This window comes from Streptomyces sp. NPDC007189 (assembly GCF_040703635.1).
Lineage (GTDB): Bacteria > Actinomycetota > Actinomycetes > Streptomycetales > Streptomycetaceae > Streptomyces.
Genome location: NZ_JBEYEY010000003.1, coordinates 586484 through 612776, shown reverse-complemented (window position 1 = coordinate 612776; position 26293 = coordinate 586484). Strand labels below are relative to the sequence as shown.

20 protein-coding genes and 1 riboswitch are annotated in these 26293 nt (G+C 74.1%); of the genes, 5 read left to right on the top strand and 15 right to left on the bottom strand.

The window, feature by feature from the left end; translation table 11 throughout:
* Nucleotides 1–56 precede the first annotated feature (56 nt).
* Entirely contained in the window at nt 57–491 is a 435-nt protein-coding gene (locus AB0950_RS08900) for a MarR family transcriptional regulator (RefSeq protein WP_360160552.1), read from the top strand.
* 310 nt (nt 492–801) lie between these two features.
* On the opposite strand, the gene AB0950_RS08895 is transcribed toward AB0950_RS08900, so the two are convergent.
* On the bottom strand, nt 802–2871 hold the full coding sequence (locus AB0950_RS08895; protein ID WP_360160553.1) for a SpoIIE family protein phosphatase: 2070 nt from the start codon (nt 2869–2871) through the stop codon (nt 802–804).
* 515 nt (nt 2872–3386) lie between these two features.
* Here AB0950_RS08895 and AB0950_RS08890 point away from each other — a divergent pair.
* Complete coding sequence (locus AB0950_RS08890; RefSeq protein ID WP_366778155.1) at nt 3387–3971, top strand: histidine phosphatase family protein; 585 nt, start codon at nt 3387–3389, stop codon at nt 3969–3971.
* Nucleotides 3972–4068: 97 nt separating this feature from the next.
* On the opposite strand, the gene AB0950_RS08885 is transcribed toward AB0950_RS08890, so the two are convergent.
* From AB0950_RS08885 to AB0950_RS08860, 6 genes are all read right to left on the bottom strand, one after another.
* Nucleotides 4069–4821 (bottom strand): CbtA family protein, encoded by a 753-nt coding sequence (locus tag AB0950_RS08885; protein ID WP_366778154.1) that lies wholly within the window; start codon nt 4819–4821, stop codon nt 4069–4071.
* Nucleotides 4822–4842: 21 nt separating this feature from the next.
* Entirely contained in the window at nt 4843–5064 is a 222-nt protein-coding gene (locus tag AB0950_RS08880; protein ID WP_330336565.1) for a CbtB-domain containing protein, read from the bottom strand.
* Between the two features lie 35 nt (nt 5065–5099).
* Nucleotides 5100–5241: riboswitch (cobalamin riboswitch) on the bottom strand.
* A 117-nt stretch (nt 5242–5358) separates the two neighbouring features.
* Nucleotides 5359–6564 (bottom strand): histidine kinase, encoded by a 1206-nt coding sequence (locus AB0950_RS08875; protein WP_360574083.1) that lies wholly within the window; start codon nt 6562–6564, stop codon nt 5359–5361.
* A 478-nt stretch (nt 6565–7042) separates the two neighbouring features.
* A complete protein-coding gene (locus AB0950_RS08870) occupies nt 7043–8779 on the bottom strand; it encodes a cation acetate symporter (RefSeq protein ID WP_360160557.1) in 1737 nt (578 codons plus the stop codon).
* Nucleotides 8780–8810: 31 nt separating this feature from the next.
* Nucleotides 8811–9182 (bottom strand): hypothetical protein, encoded by a 372-nt coding sequence (locus AB0950_RS08865; protein WP_360160558.1) that lies wholly within the window; start codon nt 9180–9182, stop codon nt 8811–8813.
* Nucleotides 9183–9307: 125 nt separating this feature from the next.
* A complete protein-coding gene (locus tag AB0950_RS08860) occupies nt 9308–10120 on the bottom strand; it encodes a LytTR family DNA-binding domain-containing protein (protein ID WP_366778182.1) in 813 nt (270 codons plus the stop codon).
* A 144-nt stretch (nt 10121–10264) separates the two neighbouring features.
* Between AB0950_RS08860 and AB0950_RS08855 the strand changes: the two genes are divergently transcribed.
* Nucleotides 10265–11308: a methyltransferase gene (locus tag AB0950_RS08855; protein WP_360160559.1), complete on the top strand. Its 1044-nt coding sequence runs from the start codon at nt 10265–10267 to the stop codon at nt 11306–11308.
* Here AB0950_RS08855 and AB0950_RS08850 read toward each other — a convergent pair.
* From AB0950_RS08850 to AB0950_RS08820, 7 genes are all read right to left on the bottom strand, one after another.
* On the bottom strand, nt 11287–13683 hold the full coding sequence (locus AB0950_RS08850) for a glycosyl hydrolase family 65 protein (protein WP_366778153.1): 2397 nt from the start codon (nt 13681–13683) through the stop codon (nt 11287–11289). The genes AB0950_RS08855 and AB0950_RS08850 overlap by 22 nt on opposite strands.
* 2 nt (nt 13684–13685) lie before the next feature.
* Entirely contained in the window at nt 13686–15833 is a 2148-nt protein-coding gene (locus AB0950_RS08845) for a xanthine dehydrogenase family protein molybdopterin-binding subunit (RefSeq protein ID WP_360160561.1), read from the bottom strand.
* An 18-nt stretch (nt 15834–15851) separates the two neighbouring features.
* Nucleotides 15852–16847, bottom strand: coding sequence for a xanthine dehydrogenase family protein subunit M (locus AB0950_RS08840; protein WP_360160562.1), 996 nt, complete (start codon nt 16845–16847; stop codon nt 15852–15854).
* Nucleotides 16844–17383: a 2Fe-2S iron-sulfur cluster-binding protein gene (locus AB0950_RS08835; protein ID WP_360574091.1), complete on the bottom strand. Its 540-nt coding sequence runs from the start codon at nt 17381–17383 to the stop codon at nt 16844–16846. Before AB0950_RS08835 ends, AB0950_RS08840 begins: the two co-directional genes overlap by 4 nt.
* A 92-nt stretch (nt 17384–17475) precedes the next feature.
* Nucleotides 17476–19683, bottom strand: coding sequence for an RICIN domain-containing protein (locus tag AB0950_RS08830; RefSeq protein WP_366778152.1), 2208 nt, complete (start codon nt 19681–19683; stop codon nt 17476–17478).
* A gap of 17 nt (nt 19684–19700) precedes the next feature.
* The gene (locus AB0950_RS08825; protein ID WP_360160565.1) at nt 19701–21059 is read right to left on the bottom strand and encodes a lectin; all 1359 of its coding nucleotides are present in this window, start codon (nt 21057–21059) and stop codon (nt 19701–19703) included.
* A 164-nt stretch (nt 21060–21223) separates the two neighbouring features.
* Complete coding sequence (locus AB0950_RS08820; RefSeq protein ID WP_366778181.1) at nt 21224–23119, bottom strand: ABC transporter ATP-binding protein; 1896 nt, start codon at nt 23117–23119, stop codon at nt 21224–21226.
* 96 nt (nt 23120–23215) lie between these two features.
* Between AB0950_RS08820 and AB0950_RS08815 the strand changes: the two genes are divergently transcribed.
* Together AB0950_RS08815 and AB0950_RS08810 are read left to right on the top strand one after the other, a co-directional pair.
* Complete coding sequence (locus AB0950_RS08815) at nt 23216–24187, top strand: lysylphosphatidylglycerol synthase transmembrane domain-containing protein (protein ID WP_366778151.1); 972 nt, start codon at nt 23216–23218, stop codon at nt 24185–24187.
* A 41-nt stretch (nt 24188–24228) separates the two neighbouring features.
* On the top strand, nt 24229–24993 hold the full coding sequence (locus AB0950_RS08810) for a crotonase/enoyl-CoA hydratase family protein (protein ID WP_360574099.1): 765 nt from the start codon (nt 24229–24231) through the stop codon (nt 24991–24993).
* Nucleotides 24994–25018: 25 nt separating this feature from the next.
* Here the strand turns inward: AB0950_RS08810 and AB0950_RS08805 are convergent, their stop codons facing one another.
* Nucleotides 25019–26287: a HEAT repeat domain-containing protein gene (locus AB0950_RS08805; protein ID WP_366778150.1), complete on the bottom strand. Its 1269-nt coding sequence runs from the start codon at nt 26285–26287 to the stop codon at nt 25019–25021.
* Nucleotides 26288–26293 lie beyond the last annotated feature (6 nt).

Here is a 26293-nt window from a genome sequence, read left to right as displayed (position 1 = left end):
AGAGTGTGACCGTGACTGCCTTCCGCCGCCGCCCAGAGCCCGAAGAGGTCGCACGTGTGACCACCAAGGCCGTCGAGCTGCTGGAGGTCGTGTGGGGCCGGGCCTCGACCGCGCCCACCTCCGCGTCCCAGCTTCGGGTGCTGCACATCCTCGAGCACCATGACGGCATCAACCTGCGCACGCTCGCCGAGAGTCTCGCCTCGACCCCGCCGTCCACGAGCCGGTTGTGCGACCGGCTCGTGGCCGCGGGGTTCGTCGAGCGGGTGGTGAGTGCGGAGGACCGGCGCGAAGTGCGGCTGCACCTCAGCGGCCCAGGACGCGCCTTCCTCGCCGACCTGCGCACCCGCCGGGAGCGGGAGTTGCGGAAAGTGCTGGCGGATATGCCCGCCGCAGAGCGGATCGCGCTGCTGGAGGGGCTCGAGGCGTTCTGCGCCACAGCCGCGACGCAGATACACGAGGACACCACGGATCCCAGCAGCCAGACCGCCTGAGCCGCCGTTGGCGGCGCCTGCGCCACCGTCGCCTTTCGGCGACGACGACCAGCGCACGGAGTGGTCTCCGTCCACCGGAGCATTCCAGGTCCTTCCCCGCGCACGTCCGACACGGTTACTTTGTTGCCTCATGGCTATTGTTGTCAAACGGCAACAGTGCGTCTGACAGCCCTTACCTGGATTCGGTTACCCCGTAACGGCGCGATGTGCGGTGGTTGTGCCGTACGTCTCGGCCACAGCCGGCCCGAACCGGGAAAGAGGGCTGGTCAGCCGCGCGTACGGCGGGCTTCTCGGACCACCGCGCGCCCGCTCAGGCCAGGGCGCGGGCGATGAGCAGGGCGACGTCGTCCTCGCCGCCGGGCGAGCGCAGGGTCTCGAGGAGCCGGTCGCAGGTGTCCTCCACATCGTGGCCGCGGGTCGCGGTGAGGGTGTCGAGGAGGGTGTCCAGGCGGGCGTCGATGGGCTCGCTCCGGGTCTCGACCAGGCCGTCGGTGTAGAGGACCAGTTCGTCGCCGGGGCGGAAGGGGATGGTGGCCGCCTCGAAGGGCACCCCGCCGACGCCGAGCGGCGCGCCGGTGGGCAGGTCGAGCAGCCGGGCCGCCCGGCCGCGCCGGGTCAGGGCCGGGGGCAGGTGGCCGGCGAGGCAGATCTCGCAGGTGCCCTGGTGGGGGTCGTAGACGCAGTAGATGCAGGTGGTGATGGTCTGCTCGATGACTTCGGTCAGGTGGTCCAGGTGGTGGAGGGCCTCGGCGGGGGCGAGCGAGAGTTCGGCGAACGCGCGGGCGGCGCTGCGCAGTTGGCCCATGGTGGCGGCGGCCTTGATGCCGCTGCCCATGACGTCCCCGACGACCAGGGCGGTGCGGTCGCCCTGCAGGGGGATGGCGTCGTACCAGTCGCCGCCGATCTCGCTCGTGGCGCCGGCCGGCTGGTAGCGGCAGGCGACCTCCAGGCCGGGCAGGTCCGACGGGGGCTCGGGGAGCAGGCTGCGCTGGAGGGTGAGGGCCGCGTCGCGCTGGGCCTGGTATCCGCGGGCGTTGTCGATGCAGACCGCGGCGCGGGCGGCCAGCTCGGAGGCGAGGAAGGCGTCGGCGTCGTCGAAGGGGACGGGGTTGCGGATGCGGGTGAGGTCGAGGGCGCCCAGGACTTCGCCCCGGGCCAGGAGCGGTACGGCCAGGTAGGAGTGGACGCCGGCCGCGTCCATGAGGGAGGCGGCCTCGCCGTGCCGGGCGATGCGGCCCAGATCCTCCCGGGTGGTGTGGGGCACCAGGACGGGCCGGCGGGTGCGCACGCACCGGGTGATCAGCCGGTCACCGCTGTACGTGGCGAGCCCCCCGGGCGGGTCCGCGGCCCGGACGGCCTCGGTGGGGTGGGCCGCGCTCACGGCGAGGGCGCGGAAGTGGGCCGGCCCGTCGTGCGGCGCGGCCCGGCCGTCGAGGGCGCTGTCGAGGACGTCCACGGCCGCCACGTCGGCCAGCACCGGCACGACGACGTCGGCGAGTTCGCGCGCGGTGGTCTCCACGTCGAGGGTCGTGCCCACGCTGGCGGAGGCCCGGGCGATCAGTGACAGCCGTTCCCGGGCCCGGGCCGCCTCGGCGGCGGCCCGATGGCGTTCGGTGACGTCGATGACGGCGTAGGCGAGGCCGAGGACCCGCCCGCCGGAGTCCTCCAGCCGGTAGTACGACACGGACCAGGCGTGGTCGTGGTCCGGGTCGGCGGGGGGACGGCAGACGATGTGCCGGTCCACGACCGACTCGCCGGTCTCCAGGACATGGCGCAGACGTCCCTCGGGGTCGGTGTCCAGGAAGGTGAGGATCTCGCCGACCGGGCGGCCCAGGCGCTCGGCGGCGGACTGACCGGTGATGCGTTCGAGCGCGGGATTCACGGCCAGGTACCGCAGGTCCGGGTCCAGGATGGCCAGCCCGACGGGGGACTGGGAGACCAGGCACATGGCGAGGGCGGCATCGCGCTCGACGCGCTCCACCGCGCTCTGGTCGGCGGCGAGGCCCAGGGCGTAGACGTCGCCGAGGTCGTCCAGCAGCCGCATGTTGCGGAACTCCACCATGCGGGTGCTGCCGTCCTTGCGCCGGATCGGGAAGGCCCCGGCCCAGTCGGTGCCCGTGCCCATGACCTCGGCGAACAGCTTGATCACTTCGTCGCGTTGCTGCTCGTGGACCATGAGCCGGGCCGCGTACTGCCCCAGCGCCTGCTCGGCGCTGTAACCGAAGAGGTCCTCCGCCTTCGGGCTCCAGAAGACCACCTGCCCCTTGGGGTTCAGGACCACCGCGGCGACGCTGAGCAGATCCAGCAGGCCACTGGGCGGCGCGGCGGAACTCGCCGCCGACCGGTCGTGGCCTGCCCGGGAGGGTTCCGTCGCGCCCATGCCTCGGCTTCCTTCCCGCCCGGCCCCTCGGCTCGCGCCGTACGGGCCGGCGTTCTGGTCTCGTCCCTCGTCTCTCCTCCATGGTCGGCCCAGGCCGGGCAGCACACATCTGGACCGGCCGCGGGACACCAGCCCAAGGGGCTTGGTCGCGGTGCGCTCCGTGGTGGTGGCAGGCGTTCTCCGCCGGCGTGTACGGCGTCGACGCCCGCCGGGGCCGCCGGGGCCGCCGGGGCCGTCGGGGCCGTCGGGGCCGTCGGGGCCGTCGGGGCCGTCGAGGCGACGGGTCTGCCGGCCGGGATCCCCGTCACCACCGGCACCGTCGACGCGTCTGTTCGCCACCCCGGAGCAGACGATCATCGTGATCCGGCCGTACCGCGTGGATGCTAGGGTCGCGACCGCGCGGCACGGGATGAGGCGGCTGACGCGAGCCCGTCCGCTCGGCTTCCCCGCCGGTCACGCCGGCCGGCCCGGCACCGGAGCCGGCGTTCCGTCCTGACGACAGCAGGAGTCACCGTTTGACCAGCCGAGTCCTTCTGGTCTCCGCCGCGATGAGCGTGTCCGCGCGGCAGGCGCGTTTCGACGACGGTGGCTCCCTCGATGACGGCGGCGCGGCACGGGCCCGTGCGGCGGCGGGGTCGCTGCCGTCCGCGGTGCGCGTCCTCACCTCGCCCGTCGCGCGCTGCCGGGAGACGGCCGTGGCGCTGGGCCTCGGCGGCGTGCCGGCACGGGAGTTGGCGGGGCTCGACGTGTGGCGCTGGCGCGGCCGGACGCTGGACGAGGTGGGGGCCGCCGAGCCGGACGCGGTGGGCCGCTGGCTCACCGACCCGGAGTGCGCACCGCACGGCGGTGAGTCCGTGCACGACCTGTGCGGGCGCGTCGCACGCTGGCTGGCCGACGCCCAGGCCCTGGAGGGTCGTACCCTCGCCGTGGTCGAGCCGGAGGTGGTGCGGGCGGCGGTCGTCGGCGCGCTGGGGCTGCCCCTCTCCGTCTTCTGGCGCCTCGACGTACCGCCGTTGACGGTCACCGAACTCAGTGGCCGGGCCGGGCGCTGGAATCTGCGTCTGGGGCGCCCGCTCGCCGCGCCTGAGGAGGCCGGATAGCCGCTGCGGGGCCGGGGTCGGGCGGCCAAGGGCCCGGCGGTGCCACGCCGAAGGGCCCCTCGGAGGGTTCCGAGGGGCCCTTCGGCGGCCGGACGGGTCAGTGTGCGGCGGGGACCGCGTGCCCGCTCGCGGCCTTCGTCGGCCTGGGGTTCAGCAGCCGGTCGGCCAACTCGCCGAAGGCGAGGCCGAATCCGGCCCACAGCGCGGTCTGGATCGCCAGTGCGGAGAGCCGGAACCGCCACAGCAGGGTGGCCGGGAAGTCCTTCGGCACCTCGTTGACGGCGGGCAGGAACTGGTAGGCCAGGCCGGTCACGACGGTGAACGCGGCCACCGCGACCACGGTCGCCCACCAGGTGCCAAGGCTCGGCGCGAGCCGCTTGCCCAGGAGGGTGGCGGCGACCGCCAACAGGACGCTGAGCAGCATCATCAGGAAGTACAGGGCGGTCCGCTTGCCGATGGTGCCGGGGTCGCCCACCGACGGCGGGTTGGCCGGATACTTCAGGAACGGCACCACGTACACGGCGAGGAGTGCGCACCCCGACAGCAGCAGTGCCGTGGCCCGCGGGCCGAAGCGGCCCACCCGTCCGAGGGCGAAGCAGAAGGCGAGCGCCGCGATCCCGCCGAAGGCGACCCCGTAGACGAGGACGCCGGTGGCGAGGCCCGCGGTGGACTGCAGGGAGCGGGAGACGGCCTCCGTCTCGTGCTCGTGCGCGTGAGCGTGCTCGAAGCTGATCGCCTTGTCGACGTTCGGCTCACCGACGACGTACGCCACGACCAGGGCGAGCAGGCCGGCCGCGAGGCCGGCGAGCATGCCCCGTACGAGCAGGTTCCGTACGGTTGCGGAGTTCATGGGTGTGCGGTGTCCCCGGCGTCAGTGGCAGGGGAAGCCGAGCAGGTGACGGGCGTCGTGCACCCACTCGTGGACGTCCGTGCCGTTGAACACGGAGGTGGCGCCCTGCTCGGCGCCGACGAAGTAGAGCAGGATCAGCATGAGGACGCCGAAGAAGACCGCCCAGGGAGCTATCGCCTTCAGCGGCAGCTTGGCGGGAACGACGGGGGTGGTGGCTGTCGGCTGGGCGACGGTCTGCGCCATGGCAGGACCTCCTCTGGGAGTTCGCGTCCCATCTCGGTGGTGCACAGGACGACGGCCACGGGTCTGACTCGCGGGTCCCTTGCGGGGGGTTCCGCATACAGTGGCGCGACCGTGCCGGATTCTCACCGGCTTCCGTTCCGCCGTCGTCGATATCGGACCGACCGTACCGCGTGACAGGCGCATGGCCAAGACCGCCTCCCCGTACGTGATCTTCCTCTCCCACCGGGTGGGGCGCGACGAGTCCGGTGGGCCTGCGGTGGCGGCCCCGGTGTCCGTGCCGGGCGGCGCCGGCGGCTACACCTGTGCGGAGCGGGCCTGGATGCCGGGGCGGAACTTCGGGACGCGGAGGGTGATCTTGGTGCCCGCACCGACGCCCGTCTCGATGACCAGGCCGTGGTCGTCGCCGTAGACCTGGCGCAGCCGGCGGTCGACGTTGCTCAGGCCGATGCCGGTGGCCGGGCCGGCGGTGCCGCGCAGGATGGCGCGCAGGCGTTCCGGTTCCATGCCGACGCCGTTGTCCTCGACGACGACGCGGGCCTCGGCGCCCTCGTCCTCGGCGACGATCGTCACGCTCAGGCGCTCCACGGATCCCTCCAGACCGTGCTTGAGGGCGTTCTCGACCAGGGGCTGCAGACAGAGGAAGGGCAGCGTCACGGGCAGCACCTCGGGGGCGATGCGCAGGGTCACCTGGAGTCGGCGGCCGAAGCGGGCGCGGGCGAGTTCCAGGTACTGCTCGATGGAGCGCAGTTCCTCGGCGAGGGTGGTGAAGTCGCCGTCGCGCCGGAAGGAGTAGCGGGTGAAGTCGGCGAATTCCTGAAGGAGTTCGCGGGCGCGCTCGGGGTCGGTGCGGACGAAGGACGCGATGCTGGCGAGGGAGTTGTAGATGAAGTGCGGGGAGATCTGCGCGCGCAGGGCCCGCACCTCGGCCTCGCGGGCGCGGGCGCGGACCCCGTCGAGACCGGCGAGTTCCAGGTCGACGGAGAGCCGGCGGGCCGCTTCCTCGCCGGCGCGCACGAGAGCGGTGGACTCCTCGGCGGCGAACACGGCGAGGGCGCCGGGGGCGGCTGCGCCGTGCGCGCCGTCGGCGGTGAGAGGCAGCAGCGCGCCCCAGCGCACGGGGCAGCGGGGGTCGTCGCAGGACAGCGGGAAGGTGCGGGCGCGGGGCGGGTGGGCGAGCAGCGCCGTCACCTCCGCGCGATGGTGGTCGCCGGCGCCGTCCCAGGCGAGCACGGAGGCGCCGTCGGTGAGGGCGAGGGCGGGGGTGCCGAGCAACGGGCGCAGCCTGCGGGCGGACTTGCGGGCGGCGTCCGGGGTGAGCCCGGCGCGCAGGGGCGCCGCGGCGAGCGCCGCGCTGTGCAGGCCGTGGGCCAGGGCGCGGGCTCCCTCGCTGTCGGCGGAGTGCTCCTGCTGCCGGCGCGCCGCACCATGCCCCAGCGCGGCCCCGAGCACGAACAGCGCGAGCCCGGCCAGCACGAGCGCGGCGGTACCGAGGACGGTCATGACGTGAGCGGGGTCGGGCCGGCGGGGCGGGCGCCGGGGGCGGAGGAGGCGCGCCGGCCCACCTCGGCACGGGCCACACGGCCGCACTCCCCCGGCCCCCGGTTCGCGGCGCACCGCCCGGCACACCGACCGGCCCCACCATCGCAGTCCCTCGACCCCCGGCTCCCGGCAACCGTGAACACCGCGGCCCGCCCGGCACACCGACCGGCCCCAGCGCCGCACCACCCGGCACCCCGCCCCGGCCGCCAACTCCCCGCAACCATGAACACCGCCCCTCCCCCGGCACACCGACCAGCCCCACCCCCGAACCGCCCGGCACCCTCCCCCGGCCCCCGGCCCGTCACAGCCATGAACACCGCGCCTCCGCCGGACAGTTGGCCCTCGTAGCTCCCCCAGTCCGGCAGCGCGCGGTCGGGGGCCGGTGTGGGGGCATGGTGGGCGGTGTCGGTGTCGGTGGGTGGCACTGGGGCATCCTCCGTCAAGGCGTCGCCGGTCCGGGGCGGGTGGGGGGCGGGGGTTCGGGGAGGTGGAGGCGGGACATGGTCGCGGCGGTGCCCGGCGGGACGCGGTCGCGGGTGGCCAGGGAGGTCAGGACCATCGCGGTGAAGCCCGCGGGGACGGACCACACCGCGGGCCAGGCGAGCAGCGTGTGCAGCCAGCCCGAGCGCGCGCCGCCGGCGATCGTGGCCGTCACCGCGGTGAACGCCGAGCCGCCGCCGACGAGCAGCCCGGCGATCGCGCCCGGCGGGGTCAGGCCGCGCCACCAGATGCCGAGGACGAGCAGCGGGCAGAAGGAGGAGGCCGAGACGGCGAAGGCCAGGCCGACCGCGTCCGCCACGGGCAGGTCGCTGACCACGGCCGCGGCGGCGGTCGGCACCGCGATGGCGGGCAGTGTGGCGAGCCGGAAGTGGCGGACGCCGAGCGTGGGCAGGACGTCCTGGGCGAGGACGCCCGCGACCGACATGGTGAGCCCGGAGGCCGTGGACAGGAACGCGGCGCACGCGCCGCCGGCGACGAGCGCGCCGAGCAGGTCCCCGGCGACGCCGCCGAGCAGCCGCTCCGGCAGGACGAGGACCGCGGCGTCGGTGTCGCCGGTAAGCAGCAGGTCGGGGGCGTACAGGCGGCCGAGCATGCCGTACACGGGGATGAGGAGATAGAACGCGCCGAGCAGGGCGAGCACGCTGACGGTGGTGCGGCGGGCGGCGCGGCCGTCGGGGTTGGTGTAGAAGCGGACGACGACGTGCGGCAGGCCCATGGTGCCGAGGAAGGTGGCGAGGATCAGCCCGTAGGTGGCGTACAGGCTGTGCTGTTCGCGGTCCGAGGACAGCGGTCTGGCCCAGCTGGAGGGCGCGGTCCGGCCGGGGCCGGCGTCGGGCAGGGGGACGCGGGCGCCGGCTGGGAAGCGCAGGGCCGTGTCCGTGCCGATCCGGTGCCGGCCCGCGCCGAGCCGCAGGGAAGTCCCGTGCACCGTACGGCCGTCGACCGTCCCGGAGGCGGTCACGCGGACCGGTGCGCGCACGGTGAGGGTGAGCGACCGGTCGACGCGCACCTCGGTGGAGCGGTGGAAGACGGGCCGTTCGTCCCAGGCGGCGGCCGGGGCGCCGTCGCCGCGCCAGGCCAGCAGCAGGAACACCACGGGCACCAGCAGGGCGGTGAGTTTCAGCCAGTACTGCAAGGCCTGGACGAAGGTGATGCTGCGCATGCCGCCTGCGGCGACGGCCGCGGTCACCACGGCGGCGACGATCAGTCCGCCGAGCCAGCCGGGGGCGCCGGTGAGCAGCCGGAGGGTGAGGCCGGCGCCGCGCAGCTGGGGCAGCAGATACAGCCAGCCGATGCCGACGACCAGCACGCCGGCGATCCGGCGTACCGCCCGGGACTCCAGCCGGGCCTCGGCGAAGTCGGGCAGCGTGTAGGCGCCGGAGCGGCGCAGCGGGGCGGCGACGAAGGCCAGCAGCACCAGGAATCCGGCGGTGTAGCCGATGGGGAACCAGAGCATGTCGACGCCCTGGGCGAGGACCAGTCCGGCGACGCCGAGGAAGGAGGCGGCGGAGAGGTACTCGCCGCTGACCGCGCAGGCGTTCAGGCGCGGGGCGACGGTGCGGGAGGCGACGTAGAAGTCGGAGGTGGTGCGGGAGATGCGCAGGCCGAGCGCGCCGACGAGGACCGTGGCGAGGATCACGGCGGTCACGCCCACGATGCCGTACGTCTGGTTCACCGGCCGGCTCCGGCGGCAAGTCGGCGCATGGTCAGGGGCGTTCCGAGGGCGTGCCGGCGGCCGTGCCGGTCTCGTTGTGTTCGGCGCGGCGCACGTACCAGACGCCGATGGCGAGCAGGGCGGGGTACGGCGCCACGCCGAGAAGGAGCCAGACGGCCAGGGGGACGCGGGGTGCGGCGTCGGCAAGGGGGAGGATGCGCAGCAGGACGGGGAGCAGGCCGAGCAGGAGCGCGAGGAGGGCGGTGGCGGTGAGCGCGGCCCGGAGCTGGCGCCGTATCAACCGGCGCGCGGCCGCCTCGGAGCGGGGGTGCGGGGAGGGCGCCGGGCGGGGTGCGGTCGTACGGCCCGCGGGGCGCGGCCGTCCGGTGACCACCTCTCTGCGAGGGACGGATTCCGCACCCATGCCGCACTCCCCGACGCCGCGGTGATCACCTTGTGCTGCGGCGAGTGTACGCAGCGGGCCCGTGCCGGGACAGCGGCCGGACCACAATCGCCACAGCACCGTCACCCGGCGAACGGGTGAGCGGCTCAACGCGCCCTGCCCGCCGCGTGCTTGGTCAGCAGGTCGCGCAGTTCGCGGGCGTTGCGCCGGCTCACGGCGAGGAGGCGGTCGCCGACCCGTACGGAGACGTTGCCGCCGTCCAGGCGGAGTTCCTCGATGCGGCCGAGGGCGACGAGCCGGCTGCGGTGGATGCGGACGAACCCGCGGGCGCGCCACTGTTCCTCCAGGGTGGACAGCGGGACGCGCACCAGGTGGCTGCCGCCGGGGGTGTGCAGGCGCGCGTAGTCGCCCTGGGCCTCGACATGGGTGATGTCCGCGATGGGCACGAACCGGGTCACCCCGCCCAGTTCGACGGGGACGTGGTCGCCGAAGGCGGGCGCGGGGGCGGGGGCGGGCGGGGTCAGGGCGGCCGGCCGGGGTCCCTGTCCGGCCCGGACGAGTTCGGCGACCCGGCGCACGGCTTCGGCGACGCGTTCCTTGCGGAGGGGCTTGAGCAGATAGTCGACGGCCTTGAGGTCGAAGGCGCGGACCGCGAAGTCGTCGTGCGCGGTGACGAAGACGATCAGCGGGGCGGCCGCGAACCCGCCGACCAGGCGGGCCAGTTCGAGGCCGTCGAGTCCGGGCATGTCGATGTCGAGGAAGACGACGTCGACGCGCTCCTCGCCGTCCGGCCCGCCCTCCATGGCCCGGCCGAGCCGGCGCAGCGCCTCGGTGGGCCCGGCCGCGGGTACCACGGCGCCGACCCGGGGATCGCGCTCGAGGAGGTACAGCAGCTCCTCGAGCGCGGGTTCCTCGTCGTCCACGGCCAGCACCCGCAGGGGGGCGTCGCTCGCGCCCATCCGCACCGCTCCTCCCTCGTTCAACCACTCACGGTCGCATGGTGGTCCTGCCGGCCGCCGGCGTCGAGATGGCCGGCGGCGGTGTACGACGGCCGCCGCCGGGCGAGGATCCGGGGGTCCGCGAAGACGAGGCGAGGAGACCCGGTGGCACGCAGCAAGCCTGACGCGTGGGACGCGCACTACGCGGGCGGCGGCCGGTTCCGCCCGCTCGGTGACAGCGAGCGGCGTCTGCTGGCGGAGCATCTCCCGGCGCCGGCGGGCGGGCGCGCCCTGGACCTCGGCTGCGGTCTCGGCGAACTCGCCCGGCACCTGGCCGGTTCAGGCTACCGGGTGGACGCCGTCGACTGGTCGGAAACGGCGCTCGCCGAGGCCCGCCGCACGGACGCGCCCGGGGTGACGTACCGGCGTCTGGACATCGAGCGCGACGACCTCGCCCAACTCACCGGCAGCGGCTATGACGTGATCGTCCTGCGGCTGAGCTTCGCCTTCGTCCGCGACCGCACCCGGGTGCTGAACCGGCTGCGCGAGCGGCTGCGTCCCGGCGGGGCGCTGTGCGTGATCACACCGGTGGCCGGCGCCGTACCTGAGGACCGGCGCGGCATCGCCCTGGACGAGGAGGAGATCGGCCTGCTCGGCGCCGGCTGGGCGAAAGCCGACCGGTACGACGCCGACGGCCTGGCCGTGCTCGTGCTGCGCGGCCCCGCTCCCGCCGCCCCCGGGTACGCCGGCAAGGGCAGCCCTTCGCCGCACGCCCTCACCGGGGCCGGAGTGGTCGTGACGGACGCGGCGGGCAGGGTGCTGCTGGGCTGGTCGGTGCGGGGTGTCTGGGAGCTGCCGGGCGGCAAGAACGACGCGGACGAGGACTTCGCCGCCGCGGCCGTGCGGGAGCTGGAGGAGGAGACGTCCTTGAAGGCCGATCCGGCCGGGGCGCGGGTGCGGGCGATCCTGATGGACTCGGTGCACGGCATTCCGCGGGTGACGGCGGCCGTCCGGGTGGGCGCCTTCACCGGCGAGCCGGTGGTCACCGAACCGCGGCTGATGCGCCGCTGGGAGTGGCACGAGACCGCTGATCTCCCGCTGCTGGGGCGGCCGTTGTTCACGCCGAGCGCGCATGTCCTGGACACGGTGTGGCCGGGTCTGCTGCCGGGGCTGCCGCCCGTGCACCGTTACCCGGTGGCCGAGGGCTGAGCGGCCACGTCCGGTACCACGAGACGGGCGGATTCGCCGGGGCCCACGGGGACCACCCGGTCGCGCAGGCAGACGTCGATGGGGGCGCGGTCGGAGTCCGGTACGGAGATCTCCAGCAGGCCGCTGCGCAGCCGGAGGTGGACGCCCCAGTGGCCGTGGTAGCGGATGCGGAAGCCGTAGGAGGAGAGTTCGGGGAGCGGTACCGGGTCCAGGCACAGGGCGCCGTCGCGGGTCTCCAGGCCGGTCAGTCCGCGCTGGACGAGGTCGAGGGTGCCGGCCATGGCGCCGAGGTGGATGCCCTCGCCGGTGGTGCCGCCCTGCAGGTCGGCGATGTCGCCGCGCAGCGCCTCCTGGACGAAGGCCCAGGCGTCGGCGCGGCGGGCGCGGGTCAGGATCCAGCCGTGGACCAGGCCGCTGAGGGTGGAGCCGTGGCTGGTGCGGTGCAGGTAGTGGTCGACGGTCGCGGTCCACAGCCGCTCGTCGAGGCGGTGGCCCAGCCGGCGGAAGAGGGAGCGGAGTTCGGGCGCGGAGAAGAGGTAGCCGAGCATCAGGACGTCGGCCTGCTTGGACGCCTTGTACCGGTTGACGCTGTCGCCCTCGGCCTCCAGGATCCGGTCCAGGCGCCGGATGTCCCGGTACCGCCTGCGGTAGGCGTCCCAGTCCAGTTCGGCGAGGTCGCCATAGCCCTCGAACTGGCTGATCACCCCTTCGTGGAAGGGCACGTGGAGGGTGCGGGAGATCTCCTCCCAGCGGGCGGGTTCGTCCTCCTCCAGGCCGGTGTTCTGGCTGAGTTCGCGGCGGCGCGGCTCGGGCAGGAGCCGGAGCAGGTCGAGGGCGCGGGCGAGCACCCAGGCGGCGGTGACGTTGGTGTACGCGTTGTCGTCCAGGCCCGGCCGGAGCGCGCCGGGATAGGCGTCGTGGTATTCGTCGGGGCCCATCACGCCCCGGATGCGGTACCGGCCGAGGTGCTCGTCGTAACCGGCCGAGTCCGCCCAGAAGCGGGCGATCTGCAGCAGCATGTCGGCGCCCTCGCCGTGCAGGAAGTCGGTGTCGCCGGTGGCCTCGCAGTACTGCCAGATGTTGTACGCCACCGCCGAGCCGACGTGGTGCTGGAGCCGGGAGTGGTCCTGCAGCCAGCGGCCGGAACGGGGGTTGAGGTGGACCTCCTGGGCCTCCTCGCGGCCGTCGCTGCCGCTCTGCCACGGATACAGCGCGCCGCGCCGCCCGGTCGCGTGGGCGGCGCGGCAGGCGGCGTCCAGTCGCCGGTGGCGGTAGCGGAGCAGGGCGTGGGAGACCTCGGGGAGGTGCAGGTTCAGGTAGGGCAGGACGAACAGCTCGTCCCAGAAGACGTGGCCGCGGTAGGCCTCGCCGTGCAGTCCGCGCGCGGGGACGCCGACGTCGAGGTCGGCGGTGTGCGGGGAGAGGGTCTGCAGCACGTGGAACAGGTGCAGGCGCAGGATGGCGCCCGCCTCGCCGGGGATCTCCAGCGCGGTGCGCCGCCACAGCTGCTCCCACGCCCTGGCGTGGGACTCCAGCAGGTCGTCGAAGCCGGGGGCGGCGCCGACGCGGTCGACGGCGGCCTCCAGCGGGTCGCCGATGGCCGGGTCGTGCGAGGTGTGCAGGGCGACGGTCTTGTCGAGGATGACGGTGCCGCCGGGCACCGGGCGCAGCCGCACGTGCTGGACGGCGCGCAGGGCCTCCTGGCCCGTCGCCACGGGCGCGTCCGCGGTCAGCCGGGCGGCCAGCGCGCACTCGATGCGGGAGGTGCGGGTGTGGCAGCGCAGCCACATCGCGCCGTGTTCGGCGAGGCCGGTCTGCACCTGGGTGAGGTGCCGGCCGTCCAGGTCCCGGTAGCGGTCCACGCCGGAGTTGGTGACGCGTCCGTCGAGCGCGGCCTCGACCTCCAGGTCGACCGGACGGCCGTCGACGCTGAACTCGGTGCGCAAGACGGCGAGATGAGGGTCGGTCAGGTGGACGAGCCGCAGCTGCCGCACGTGCAGGGCGCCGCCGTCGTCGAGGCCGTAGCTGGTGCGGCGTTCCAGCAGGCCGGGGTCGAGATGGAGGGTGATCCGGTGCTCGGTGACGGGGGCGGTGTCCGGGGTGAGCCAGGCGCCGCCCGCCGGCCGGAAGCGCAGCGGCAGCCAGTTGGGCAGGTTGACCATGTCCTCGTTCTCGATCCGGCGTCCGGCGACCTCGGAGGTGAGCCGGTCGTAGCAGCCGGCCACATAGGTGCCGGGGTAGTGGATGTCGTCGGCGGTGCACTCGGGCAGCGCCCCGCGGGTGGCGAAGTAGCCGTTGCCCAGGGTGCACAGCGACTCGCGCAGGCGTTCCTCCTCCGGCCGGTAGCCCTCGTACTCCCAGGTCGGTCCCGTCACGCTCACCCCTCGGACAGCAGGCCGGCGAGGATACGGTCGGGGGTGAGGGGCAGTTCGCGGAAGCGGATGCCGGTGGCGTGGTGGACGGCGTTGCCGATGGCGGCGGCGGTGCCGACGATGCCGATCTCGCCGATGCCCTTGCTGCCCATGGGGTTGAGGTGCGGGTCGTCCTCGTCGATCCAGTGCGCCTCGACGGCGGGGACGTCGGCGTGCGCGGGCACGTGGTAGGAGGCGAGGTCCGCCTCGGTGAAGTCGCCGAACGCCGGGTCCAGGGTGCTGCCCTCGGTGAGGGCCATGCCGAGGCCCATGATCATGCCGCCGGTGAACTGGGAGCGCGCGGTGAGGGCGTTGAGGATCCGCCCGGCGGCGAAGACGCCGAGCAGCCGGCGCACCCGGGCCTCGCCGGTGACGGTGTCGACGGCGACCTCGGCGAAGTGGGCGCCGAAGGCGTGCCGGGCGTAGGGGCTGTCGGCGTCGGCCTCGCCGGCGGTGTCGGCGCGGGTCTCGATGCCGTCGGCGGGCGGCGGTCCGGGGTGCTCGGCGAGCCGGGTCGCCAGTTGGGTGCACGCCTTGTGTACGGCCCAGCCCCAGGACGCGGTGCCGGTGGAGCCGCCGGCCAGCCAGGCCGACGGCAGGTCGCTGTGCCCGATCTCGGTGCGGACCCGGTCGACGGGCGCGCCGAGGGCGTCGGCGGCGATCTGGGTGAGGACGGTACGGGCCCCGGTGCCGATGTCGGTGGCGTTGATCCGGACGGTGAAGGTGCCGTCGGGCAGGGCGCGGGCGGCCGCGGTGGCCGGGACGGACGAGGCCGGGTAGGTGGCGGCGGCCACGCCGGTGCCGATGAACAGCGGTCCCTCGGCGCGGCTGCGGGGGCGCGGGTCGCGGTCGGCCCAGCCGAAGCGGCGGGCGCCCTCGCGCAGGCACTCCACCAGGTGCCGGCTGCTGAACGGCTTGCCGCTCCCCGGTTCCCGCCCGGGCTCGTTGCGCACCCGCAGCTCCACCGGGTCCATGCCGAGCGCGTCGGCGAGTTCGTCGAGGGCGGATTCCAGGGCGTACATGCCGGGCGCCTCGCCGGGGGCGCGCATCCAGGACGGGCCGGGGATGTCCAGCGGGACCGCCCGGTGGGCGCTGAGCAGGGCCGGGGTGGCGTACATGACGCGGGAGGGCACCGAGGCCTGCTCGACGAACTCCCGCACCCGGGAGCTGTGGGTGGTGGTCTCGTGCAGCAGGGCGGTGAGCCGGCCGTCGGCGCTCGCGCCGAGGCGCAGCCGCTGCTCGGTCGGCGCGCGGTGGCCGACGGTGGTGGGCAGGTAGCGGCGGGGGTAGGCGAGGGTGACGGGCCGGCCGGTGCGGCGGGCGGCCAGGGCGGCGAGGACGACGTCGGGGCGCGGAGTGCCCTTGGAGCCGAAGCCGCCGCCGACGTGCTCGGTGACGACGCTGACGCGCTCCTCGGGCATCTCGAACATCTGGGCGAGCACCTCCCGCACCGTCGTGCCGCCCTGGCTGGAGGTGTACACGGTGAGCCGGTCGCCGTCCCAGTGGGCGGTGCTGGTGTGCGGCTCCATGGGGTGGTTGTGCAGCGGGGGCACCCGGTAGGTGACGTCGACGCGGGTCTCGGCGCCGGCCAGGGCGGCCTCCGGGTCGCCGAACTCGACACGGCCCGGGAATCCGGCGTTGACCACCTCCGGCTCGTAGGCGTCCGGGTGGCCGGGGCGCAGCTCGGCGTCGTGCGGTGCGGCGGCGTAGGTGACCTGGACGGCACGGGCGGCTGCCCGGGCCGCCTCCAGGGTCTCGGCGACGGCCAGGGCCACGCACCAGCCCCGGTGCGGCACGTCCGGGCTCTGCAGGACGGCGAGCGTGCCGTCCTCGGGCTCGGCGAGCCGGGGCGCGTCGCCGGGGGTGAGCACGTCGAGGACGCCGGGCAGGGCGAGGGCGGCGGAGGTGTCGACGCCGGTGACCCGCCCGCGGGCGACCGCGGCGGGCACGGGCCAGGCGTGCGCCCTGCCGGGCAGCTGGTACTCCCCGGCGTAGCGGGCGGTGCCCCCCACCTTCTGCCGGCCTTCCCGCCGCTCGACGGCGGCGCCGAGGACGCCACCGGTACGGCGCCGGGTCTGTGGGGTGGGGTGCTCGTCCGGGGGGTGGGCGGTCATGGTTCCTCCTGCGTCGGCTCAGGCCGCCGCGGGGGCGGGGGTGAGACGGTTCAGGACGTCCAGGGCGAGGTTGCGGGCGAGGGGCACCTTGTAGGCGTTGTCGCGCAGCGGCTCGGCGTGCGCGAGTTCCAGCGCGACGGCTCCCTCGAAGGCCTCGGGGGTCGCGGGGGCGCCCAGCAGCGCCAGCTCGGTGTGCCGGGCCCGCCAGGGCCGGTGGGCGAGCCCGCCGAAGGCGACACCGGCGTGGTCGACGACGCCGTCCGCGACCCGCAGCACGACGGCCACGGACGCGAGGGCGAAGGCGTACGACGCCCGGTCGCGTGCCTTGCGGTAGGCGGACGGCACGCCGGCCGTGGCCGCCGGGAGCAGCACGCCGGTGATCAGTTCGCCGGGGCGGATCCAGGTGTCCCGCTCGGGGTGCTCGCCCGGCAGCCGGTGGAAGTCGGCCGCCGGGAGCCGCCGGACGCCGTCGGTGCCGTACAGCTCGACCTCGGCGTCCAGCGCGGCGAGGGCGACGGCCATGTCGGACGGGTTGGTGGCGATGCACTGCTCGGAGTGGCCGAGGACCGCGTGGTCGCGGTGCACGCCCTCCCGGGCTCCGCAGCCGCTGCCCGGGTCGCGTTTGTTGCAGGGCTTGCCGAGGTCCTGGAAGTAGGGGCAGCGGGTGCGCTGGAGCAGGTTGCCGCCGGTGGTGGCGGCGTTGCGCAGCTGCCCGGAGGCGCCGGCGAGCAGGGCCTGGGAGAGCACCGGGTAGCGGTCGCGGACACGCGGGTCGGCGGCCAGGTCGCTGTTGCGGACGGTGGCGCCGACGCGCAGCGAGCCGTCGGGCAGCTCCTCGATGCCGCCGAGCGGCAGCCGGCCCACGTCGATGAGGACGGTGGGCCGTTCGACGCCGAGTTTCATCAGGTCGACCAGGTTGGTGCCGCCGGCCAGGTAGCGGGCGCCGGGGTGGGCGGCGTACGCCTCCACGGCCTCCTCGACACCGGCGGGCCTGAGGTATCCGAAGCCGTTCACCGGATCACGTCCTCCACCGCCTCGACGATGCGCGGGTAGGCGCCGCAGCGGCACAGGTTGCCGCTCATGCGCTCGCGGATCTCGGTCCTCTCCAGCGGCACGGGCCGGCCGGAGGGGGCCGCGGGATCGGTGACGTGGGAGGGGTGTCCGGCCGCGGCCTCGGCGAGCATGCCGATGGCGGAGCAGATCTGCCCGGGGGTGCAGTAGCCGCACTGGAAGGCGTCGCGGTCGAGGAAGGCCCGCTGCAGCGGGTGCGGCTCCTCGCCGTCGCCGGCGAGGCCCTCGACGGTGGTGATCTCGCTGCCGTCGAGGGCGACCGCGAGCAGCAGGCAGCTGTTGACGCGGCGGCCGTCGGCCAGCACGGTGCAGGCACCGCACTGGCCGTGGTCGCAGCCCTTCTTCGATCCGGTCAGACCGAGGTCCTCGCGGAGCAGGTCGAGCAGGACACGCCGGTGGTCGACGTGCACGGTGTGGGGCTTGCCGTTGACACGGAGGGTGATCTCCGATGCGGCGGGAAGCTGGTTTTCACTGGTCATGGCGGGGTGGCCTTCCGGACGGGCCCTGAGTCCGTCCTGACCGCGTATCCACGCGGCGGCGCCTCACACGTCCGGCGGGCCACCCCCCGCGCTCAGGGGTAGCGGACCAGGTCCGCGACGTTGCTCGAGGAGTTCGAGGGCCCTCCGGTGGTGTTGATGACGTGGCTGATGGTGCCGGTGCCGCCGAGGGAGACGGTGACCATGCTGGTGAAGGTGACGTTCGGGTTGCTCGGCGCCTCGATGGCACGGTCGGCGGTCACGCTGGGGTTGACGTTGAAGTAGCAGTAGCTGCCGAGGCCGTACGCCTGGTGGCTTGTGACGGAGTCGGCGACCTTGTAGGCGGCGTAGCCCTTGGTGGAGCCGTTCATCCAGGCGGACTGGTTCGGCGGGTCGTACGGCATCTCGTTCTGGAAGAAGTAGGTGCGGCCGCCGTTGCCGTTCCAGATCACCTGGTACTTCTGGAAGTGCTCCACGAACAGGCCGTACATCGTCACGTCGTCGCCGTTGACGACGAGTCCGGTGTCGGCGGTGTTGCTGGTCCAGCCGACGCCGCTGCCGTGGTCGGCGCGCCAGATCCACATGTGGTCGCCGATGACGTTCCTGCTGTTGACGACGAGGCTGGTGGCCGCCTTGCCGACGCCCGCGCCGCCGATGCGGAAGTAGACGTCGTGCAGGGAGGCCGGGTCGGCCGCATGGGAGGCGGTGGAGCCGGCCGGCCCGACCTCCAGCAGCGACTTCGAGCTGGTGGTGCCGGCGTCGAAGAGCAGGCCCGCGATGTCGACGCCGTCGACGTCGGCGACGGTCATCGCGGTGATCCCGTTGTCCGGGACGAAGGTGGCGAGCCCGAGGCCGAGGACGACCGTGTCGGGGCGGGTCACCTTCAGGGTCTGGTCGAGGTGGTAGACGCCGGGCGTGACCAGCAGGTTCTGTCCGGCCGCGAGGGCCGCGTTGATCTGCGCGGCGGTGGCGCCGGGCTTGACGACGTAGAACTGGCTGAGCGGCAGCGAGGTGCCGGCCGGGCTGCCGTTCGCCCAGCTGGTGCCCGTCGCGTTGGTGCGCGTGCCCGGCACGAACACCTGGTAGTTCCCGGAGCCGTCGACGTACAGGAACGGCTTCTCTCGGATGACCGGGCTCTGCGCGACGGTGGTGTCCGGCGGGTTGGGGAAGCTGGTGGCGGGCACGCCCTGGCTGCCGGCGAACACCATGTTCCAGTTGGACCCGGTCCAGCTGCCGAGCTGGGAGTTGCGGGTGATCCACTGCTGCTGCGAGCCGGAGTTCACCTGTCCGTCGATCTTGCTGTCGGCGAGGTAGCCGCCGGAGGACCAGCCGCCGTCGTCGAGGGCGAGGTTGCCGCGCAGATGCATCCGGCGGTACGGCGCGGCCTGCGACACGGCCCAACGGTCGCCGCCGTTCGTCGGGTTGACGGAGAGGTTCTCGGCCCCGCGCCAGAAGTTCTGGGTGGCGTTGCCCTGGAACCAGTCGGCCTCGGCGTGCACGGCGCCGTTGATGGACACCGCGTCCGGGGTGAGGCCGAGCCCCAGCACCTGGGTGTAGAAGCCGACGTTGACGTCCGCGCTGTAGGCGCCGGGCTTGAACAGCACGGCGTAGCGCTGGGCGCCGAACTGGTTGGTCTCCTGCTGCTTGAAGATCGCGTCCAGCTTGCTCTGGATGGTGGACGAGGACATGGACGGGTCGAAGACGACGACGTTGGGGCCGAGGTCCGGGTTGCTGCTCGACTGGGTCACCGGGACCACCTGGAAGCGCTGGGCGGCGGTGCCGTTGCAGGTGTACTGCACGAACTGCACGCTGTCGGCGGTCGAGGCGCCGGGGTCGTCCAGGCACTTGCCGCTGTTCTTGTTGACGAAGTGGTAGGCGCCGCCGCCGTCGTCCACGGCCTGCCACTGCTGGTTGGCGCCGCCGCCGTAACTCCACAGATGGACCGGCGCGTTGTCGGCCGTGGACACGTCGCTGACGTCGACGACCTGGCTGGTGTTGTTGCGGTTGTCGATGTGGACGTAGCCGTTGCCGGCGTCGGTGAGGCTCCACTGCTGGGCCGTGCTGCCGTTGCAGGCGTACTGCTGCACGACGGTGCCGTTCGCGGTGGCCGCGGCCTTGGCGTCCAGGCACTTGCCGCTGGCGGCGTTGACGAGGGTGGCGAAGCCGGTGGGCAAAGCGGCGGCCTGGGTGGCGGCGGCGTGGGCGGTGCCGCCGAGGGGGGCCGGGGCGGCGGTGAGCAGGACGGCGGCCGCGGCCAGGGTGACGGCGAGGGCCGCCGGTCTGCGGCGTGAGTGAGGAAGCACGATGTCTCCTGCGGGGCTCAGCCGGTGTATCCGGCGAAGACGCGGGTGTAGTCCCAGTCGGACTGGTTGACGCCGGAGCAGCTGTCGGCGGGGCCGCCGGTGCAGGGCCGGTCGCGGTTGGCGGACCAGAAGGTGAGCCGGGCGAGGTGGTGGGCCTGGGCGTAGGCGAGGATGGTGCGGAAGTCGTTCACCGTGACGGTCTCGTTGTTGTCGGTGATGCCGTTCATGGACGAGATGCCCATGTCCCGGTAGGCCTGGTCGTCGCTGTAGTGGTAGGCGTTCTTCAGCGCGTTCTTCAGGCCTTCGGCGGCCTGGGTGGTGAGGTTGCCCATGTTCTGTCCGGCGCCGCCGAAGTCGAACGGCATGATGGCCCAGGCGTCGACGGTCAGCCCGGAGGACGCGGCCCGGTTGATGAGGCTGGTGTCGGGGCCGCTCTGCCCGGTGCCCATCGTGACGTACACCTTGAGACCGGGGTTGTTCGCCTTGACCGTCTTGAGCGCGTCCACGGTCCGCTGCTGCACGGTGGCGCTGCTGTAGGCGTCGGCCTCGATGTCGATGTCGATCGCCTTCAGGCCGTAGGCGTTGATCACCTTCTGGTACGCACCGGCCAGTTCACCGGCGCTGGAGCAGGAGCTCTCCAGCTTGTTGCCGCTGTAGCCGCCGAAGGACGGGATGATGTCACCGCCGTTCGCCCGCACGGTGTTGACCGTCTGCTGGTCCACGCCGCCGGTGAGCGGGCGGCTGCCGTCCCACTGCGGGTTGCAGTAGCCGTTGCTGAGCACGAAGGCGAGGGTGAACCACTTCACGCCGGTGGCCTGGGTGATGGTGGTCGGGTTCGGCGGGCTGCCCCAGCCGTTGTACAGATACGGCGCCACGGCCATCGGTGCGGACGGGATGCTGCCGCCGTCGCTCGCGGGGGCGTTCCACTTCTGGTTGGCGCCGCCGCCGCAGCTCCAGATCTGTATCCGGGTGCCGTTGGCGGAGTTGTTGTCGGTGACGTCCAGGCACTTGTTCGCCTGCGGGTTGACGATGTCGTGGGCGGCGGTGACGGTCCACTTCTGGTTCGCTCCGCCGCTACAGCTCCACAGCTGCACCTTGGCGCCGTCGGCGGTCGAATTGCCGGTCACGTCCAGGCACTTGCCGAGCGCCCGGATCGTGCCGTCGCTGCCGACGGTCCACTGCTGGGCGTTGGTGCCGTTGCAGTCGTAGAGCTGGACGGGCGTGCCGTCGGCCGAGTTGGCCCCGGCGACGTCGAGGCACTTGCCGGCGAGCCCGGTGATGGCGCCGGTGGCGGCCTGGGCGGGGGCAGCGGTGAGCAGTCCGGCCGAGAGCGCCAGGACGCCGAGGGAGACAGCCGCGGGGAGGGGTCTGGCCATGGGCGGGTAGGCCTTTCGCGTGGGGGGATGCGACACAACGCCGGTGAACACAGCGCGCGTTGGCGTGTCCACCGGCTTTGTTTAAGGCGTGAAACTAAAGGTACGGACCAGTGGAGTCAAGAGGTACGGCACCAACTCGGCTCCCTGGAACGCCCCCGCCCCTCTCAGACCGTCGGCGCCTCGGCCACCGCCGCCGCGGCTTCGCCGCTGTCCGCGAACTGCGTCCGGTACAGCTCCGCGTACCGCCCCTGGAGCACCAGCAGCTCCTCGTGCGTGCCCCGTTCCACGATCCGCCCCGCCTCCACGACCAGGATCTGGTCCGCCGCCCGGACCGTGGACAGCCGGTGGGCGATCACCACGGCCGTACGCCCCTCCAGCGCCTCCGTGAGGGCCTCCTGCACGGCGGCCTCCGAGGTGTTGTCCAGGTGGGCCGTGGCCTCGTCCAGCACGACCACCCGCTGGCGGGCCAGCAACAGGCGGGCGATGGTCATCCGCTGCCGTTCCCCGCCGGAGAGCCGGTAGCCGCGCTCGCCGACCACCGTGTCGAGACCGTCGGGCAGGGACCGTACGACATCGGCGAGCCGGGCCCGGCCGAGCGCGTCCCAGAGGTCGTCGTCCGTGGCGTCCGGCCTGGCCAGCAGCAGGTTGGCGCGGACGGTGTCGTGGAAGAGATGGCCGTCCTGGGTGACCAGGCCGACCGTGCCGCGCAGGGACGCGGCGGTCACGTCGCGGACGTCCGCCCCGCCGATGCGGACCGCGCCCGCGTCGACGTCGTACAGGCGCGGCAGGAGCTGGGCGATGGTCGACTTCCCCGCGCCGGAGGAGCCGACGAGGGCGATGGTCTCGCCGGGTTCGGCGCGGAAGGAGATGCCGTGCAGGACCTCGCTGCCGCCGCGGGTGTCGAGGGCGGCGACCTCCTCCAGGGAGGCCAGGGAGACCTGGTCGGCCGAGGGGTAGGAGAAGCGGACGTCGTCGAACTCGACGGCGACGGGACCCTCGGGCACCTCGCGGGCGTCCGGCTTCTCCTCGATGAGCGGCTCGAGGTCCAGCACCTCGAAGACCCGCTCGAAGCTGACGAGCGCGCTCATCACCTCCACCCGGGCGCCGGCGAGCGCGGTGAGCGGGGCGTACAGCCGGGTCAGCAGCAGGGCGAGGGAGACGACCGCGCCGGCCTGCAGGGTGCCGTGCAGGGCGAACCAGCCGCCGAGGCCGTAGACGAGGGCCAGGGCGAGGGAGGAGACCAGGGTGAGGGCGGTGATGAAGACGGACTGGGCCGTGGCGGTGCGCACCCCGATGTCCCGGACGCGGGCGGCGCGGGCCGCGAACTCGGCGGACTCCTCCTCGGGGCGGCCGAACAGCTTGACCAGGGTGGCGCCGGGCGCGGAGAAGCGCTCGGTCATCCGGGTGCCCATGGCCGCGTTCAGCGCCGCCGCCTCCCGCTGCATCCGGGCCATCCGGCTGCCCATGCGGCGGGCCGGCAGCACGAACACCGGCAGCAGCACCAGCGCCAGCAGGGTGATCTGCCAGGACAGGGTGAGCATCACGGCCAGGGTGAGCAGCAGCGTGACCAGGTTGCTGACCACGCCGGAGAGGGTGTTGGCGAACGCCCGCTGGGCGCCGATCACGTCGTTGTTGAGCCGGCTGACCAGCGCGCCCGTACGTGTCCGTGTGAAGAACGCGACCGGCATGCGCTGTACATGATCGAACACAGCCGTTCTGAGATCGAGGATGAGCCCCTCCCCGAGCGTCGACGACAGCCGGCGCCCGAGGATGCCGAGCCCCGCCTCGGCGAGGGCGACGAGCGCGATGAGCAGGGAGAGCCTGATCACCGTCCTGGAGTCGTGCCCCGCCACGATCGCGTCGACGACGCGGCCGGCGAGCATGGGGGTCGCCACGGCGAGCAGGGCCGTCACCACCCCGAGCAGGACGAACCGGACGATGCCCGCGCGGTGCGGGCGGGCGAAGGCGGCGATGCGGCGCAGCGTGGCGCGGGCGAACGGACGGCGCTCGGACTGCGCGGTCATCACGCTGTGCAGCTGCGTCCATGCAGTGGTCTCCATGCTCATGGCACAGAAGGTAGAACCTCAAGCTTCGTTGAGGTCAAGGTCTGCGGCATTTCACCCGCAGTTGGGACGGCGCGGAGAACCTCTGCGGATGTGACTGCCGTCCCGTTTCCCCCGCCCCGGGGACGACTCCCCCGTCGCGTCCCCGCCCGCCAGGTGCTGTGCCTGGTGCCGCTCGCGCTCGTCGCCGTGGTCGCCGTACGCAACCGCTCGCTGCTCGCCGAGGGCTTCGGCCAGCTGCGCACCGCCTCCTGGCCGTGGCTGCTGGCGGCGGCCGGCGCGACCTGCCTGACCTGGGTGGCCGCCGCGTTCACCCGCCAGGGCGCGGTGGTGCAGCCGCTGCCGAAGGGGCGGCTGCTGGCCACCCAGTTCGCGGCGGCCTCCGCCAACCATCTGCTGCCCACGGGACTGGGCGCGGGCGCGGTGAACCTGCGTTTCATGACCGTGTGCGGGGTGCCGCTCGCCCGCTCCTCGGCGGCGCTCGCCCTGTATCTGCTGGCCGAGTCGGTGGGCCGGCTCGGCCTGCTGTCGGCGCTGCTGCTCGCCTTCCCCGACGCGCTGCGGCTCGGCCCCCTGCTGCCGGACGGCTCGGCCCTGCCGCTGCTGCTGGGCGCGGCCGGCCTGCTCGCGGTGGCGGCGGCCGGGGCCACTGCCGTGCGGCCGCTGCGCCGGCGCGTGGGCGCGTTCCTGCGGGACGCCCTCGGTGAGGCGCGCTCGGTGCACACCCGGCCCTGCCGTGTCCTGGCCCTGTGGGGCGGATCGCTGGCCTTCCCCGCGCTGCAGGCGGCCGGTCTGGCCGCGGTCGGACAGGCCCTCCGCCTGCCGGTGCCGGTGGCGCACATGGTGCTCGCCTACCTCGCGGCGACCGTCGCCGTGGCGCTGGTGCCCACCCCGGGCGGCCTGGGGTCGGTCGAGGCGGCGCTGATCGTGGCGCTGGTGGCGGTGGGCGGTCCGGCCGCGGTGGCGACGGCGGTGGTCCTCGCCTACCGCATCATCACCGTGTGGGCGCCGCTGCTGCCGGGTGCGCTGACGCTGGGGGCGCTGGTCCGGTTCAAGGTCATCTGAGGCACAGTGGCCTTAACCAACCGAACCAAGGAGGGCTTCCCATGCCGGTCCGCGTCGAGCGCACGGAACACGTTACCACGGTCGTCCTCTCCCGGCCGGCCGCACGCAACGCGGTGGACGGGCCGACGGCCGCCCGACTCGCCGCCGCCTTCCGGGAGTTCGAGGCCGACGACCGGGCCCGGGTGGCGGTGCTCTGGGGCGAGGGCGGCACGTTCTGCGCGGGCGCGGACCTGAAGGCGATCGGCACCGAACGCGGCAACCGGGTGGCGGAGGACGGTGACGGGCCGATGGGGCCGACACGGATGCGGCTGTCCAAGCCGGTGATCGCCGCCGTCGCCGGGCACGCGGTGGCGGGCGGTCTGGAGCTGGCCCTGTGGTGCGATCTGCGGGTCGCGGAGGAGGACGCCGTGTTCGGGGTGTTCTGCCGCCGCTGGGGCGTGCCGCTGATCGACGGCGGTACGGTACGGCTGCCCCGGCTGATCGGCACCAGCCGGGCCATGGACATGATCCTCACCGGCCGGCCGGTGCCGGCCCGCGAGGCGCAGGAGATGGGGCTCGCCAACCGTGTGGTGCCGACGGGGCGCGCCCGCGCCGAGGCCGAGGCGCTGGCGGCGCGGATCGCCCGCTTCCCGCAGGCCTGCCTGCGTGGCGACCGGGCGTCGGTCCTCGACCAGGAGGGCCTGGACGAGGAGACGGCGCTGCGCGGTGAACTCCGGTACGGAACGGCCGTGCTGGCCGAGAGCGCCGAGGGAGCCGCCCGGTTCGCCTCCGGGGCCGGCCGGCACGGGTCGTTCACGGACCTGTGAACCCCTGGCCCGCCGCCCCTGCCCGTCATTCCCGCGCCGCCTCCTGCTCCTCGGGCAGCCCGGCGTAGGCGCGCAGGGCGTCGCGCGGGGTGGGCAGGCCCCAGGAGCGCACGAGGGACAGCAGGTTCACCCACTGCCAGGTTTGTGTGCCGAGGCCGGCGAGCACCCGCACCAGGCGCCGCTGCCGCTCGCCCAGCTCCTCGAACGCCCCGACGCCGCCCTGGCCCGGCACGCCGAACGCCAGCCGCAGCGCGGCCTCGGCGACCGGGAAGGACGCCGGGCCCGAGGTGCCGGCCAGCGCGCCGGTGACCGCGTCCAGCGCCTCGTCGGGGAACCGGTCGGCGAGCAGCACGAGCGAGGCGGCGGCGCAGCCCCGCAGGTCGCCTTCGTGGAAGAGGACCCGGAGCGCACCGGTGCCCGGTGCCTCGTCCTCGACGGCCGCGAGTTCCGTGAGCACCTCCACGCTCACGGCCTCCGCGGCGCCTGCGGCGCCGAGCCGGGCCAGCGCGGTGGCCGCCGCCCAGCGCACCACCGGCTCCCGGGCCGTGAGGAAGGCCCGCAGCCGGCCCACGAGTTCCCCGTCGCCCAGCAGCCCGGCGGCGACGAGGGCGGTGGCCAGGACGACCGGTTCGCGCTCGGCGTCCAGCAGCCGCAGCAGAGGCGGCAGCGTCTCGCCGGCCTCCTCGGGGAACCAGGCCAGCAGATACGCGGTCGCGGCCCGCACGGCAGGCTCCGCGTCGGCCAGCAGGGGGAGCAGGCCGGGCAGTTCGCGGCGCACCGCGTCGTACGCGCCGAGTTCCGCCTGTGCGCTCTGGCACTGGCGGTCGTGGTCGAACAGGCTGCGCCGGAAGTCCCGGCTGCGCCGCTCGCCCTCGTCGGCCGCCGCCTCCACCCAGGCGTCGAGTTCGGCGCGTATCTCCTCGGGGTCCCGGGCGAGGAACTCCTCGACCTCGCGCCGCCAGTCGGCTATGGCCACGCCGCCGGGAAGGTGCGACTCGTCGTAGCCGATGGCGAGGGACGCCAGCAGCTCCAGTGTCTCGGGCGTGCCGGGCAGCGCGGGGTCGGCCGCCGTGCGCGCCAGGAACGGCACCGCCGCCGCGGTCGCCGGGTAGCGGCTGCCCTGGTGGAAGATGTTGCCGTACAGGTCGTCCAGCGCCTTGTGCCGCTCGGCGGGGTCCGGGGAGCACAGGGCGCGCAGCTGTGCGGGGACGTCGTCGGCCGGGCCGTAGGCGTGCTGCAGGGCGGTCCAGTCGACGGAGTCCAGCCCGGTCAGCGCGTGGTTCGTGTCTGTCACGCGCTC

What these genes read in the sequence shown, in the direction of transcription:
- AB0950_RS08860 (WP_366778182.1), bottom strand. Translation starts at nt 10,120, where the DNA reads ATGGGCGCGAGCGACGCCCCCCTGCGGGTGCTGGCCGTGGACGACGAG.
- AB0950_RS08880 (WP_330336565.1), bottom strand. Translation starts at nt 5,064, where the DNA reads ATGGCGCAGACCGTCGCCCAGCCGACAGCCACCACCCCCGTCGTTCCC.
- AB0950_RS08820 (WP_366778181.1), bottom strand. Translation starts at nt 23,119, where the DNA reads ATGGAGACCACTGCATGGACGCAGCTGCACAGCGTGATGACCGCGCAG.
- AB0950_RS08845 (WP_360160561.1), bottom strand. Translation starts at nt 15,833, where the DNA reads ATGACCGCCCACCCCCCGGACGAGCACCCCACCCCACAGACCCGGCGC.
- AB0950_RS08825 (WP_360160565.1), bottom strand. Translation starts at nt 21,059, where the DNA reads ATGGCCAGACCCCTCCCCGCGGCTGTCTCCCTCGGCGTCCTGGCGCTC.
- AB0950_RS08895 (WP_360160553.1), bottom strand. Translation starts at nt 2,871, where the DNA reads ATGGGCGCGACGGAACCCTCCCGGGCAGGCCACGACCGGTCGGCGGCG.
- AB0950_RS08865 (WP_360160558.1), bottom strand. Translation starts at nt 9,182, where the DNA reads ATGGGTGCGGAATCCGTCCCTCGCAGAGAGGTGGTCACCGGACGGCCG.
- AB0950_RS08835 (WP_360574091.1), bottom strand. Translation starts at nt 17,383, where the DNA reads ATGACCAGTGAAAACCAGCTTCCCGCCGCATCGGAGATCACCCTCCGT.
- AB0950_RS08810 (WP_360574099.1), top strand. Translation starts at nt 24,229, where the DNA reads ATGCCGGTCCGCGTCGAGCGCACGGAACACGTTACCACGGTCGTCCTC.
- AB0950_RS08875 (WP_360574083.1), bottom strand. Translation starts at nt 6,564, where the DNA reads ATGACCGTCCTCGGTACCGCCGCGCTCGTGCTGGCCGGGCTCGCGCTG.
- AB0950_RS08885 (WP_366778154.1), bottom strand. Translation starts at nt 4,821, where the DNA reads ATGAACTCCGCAACCGTACGGAACCTGCTCGTACGGGGCATGCTCGCC.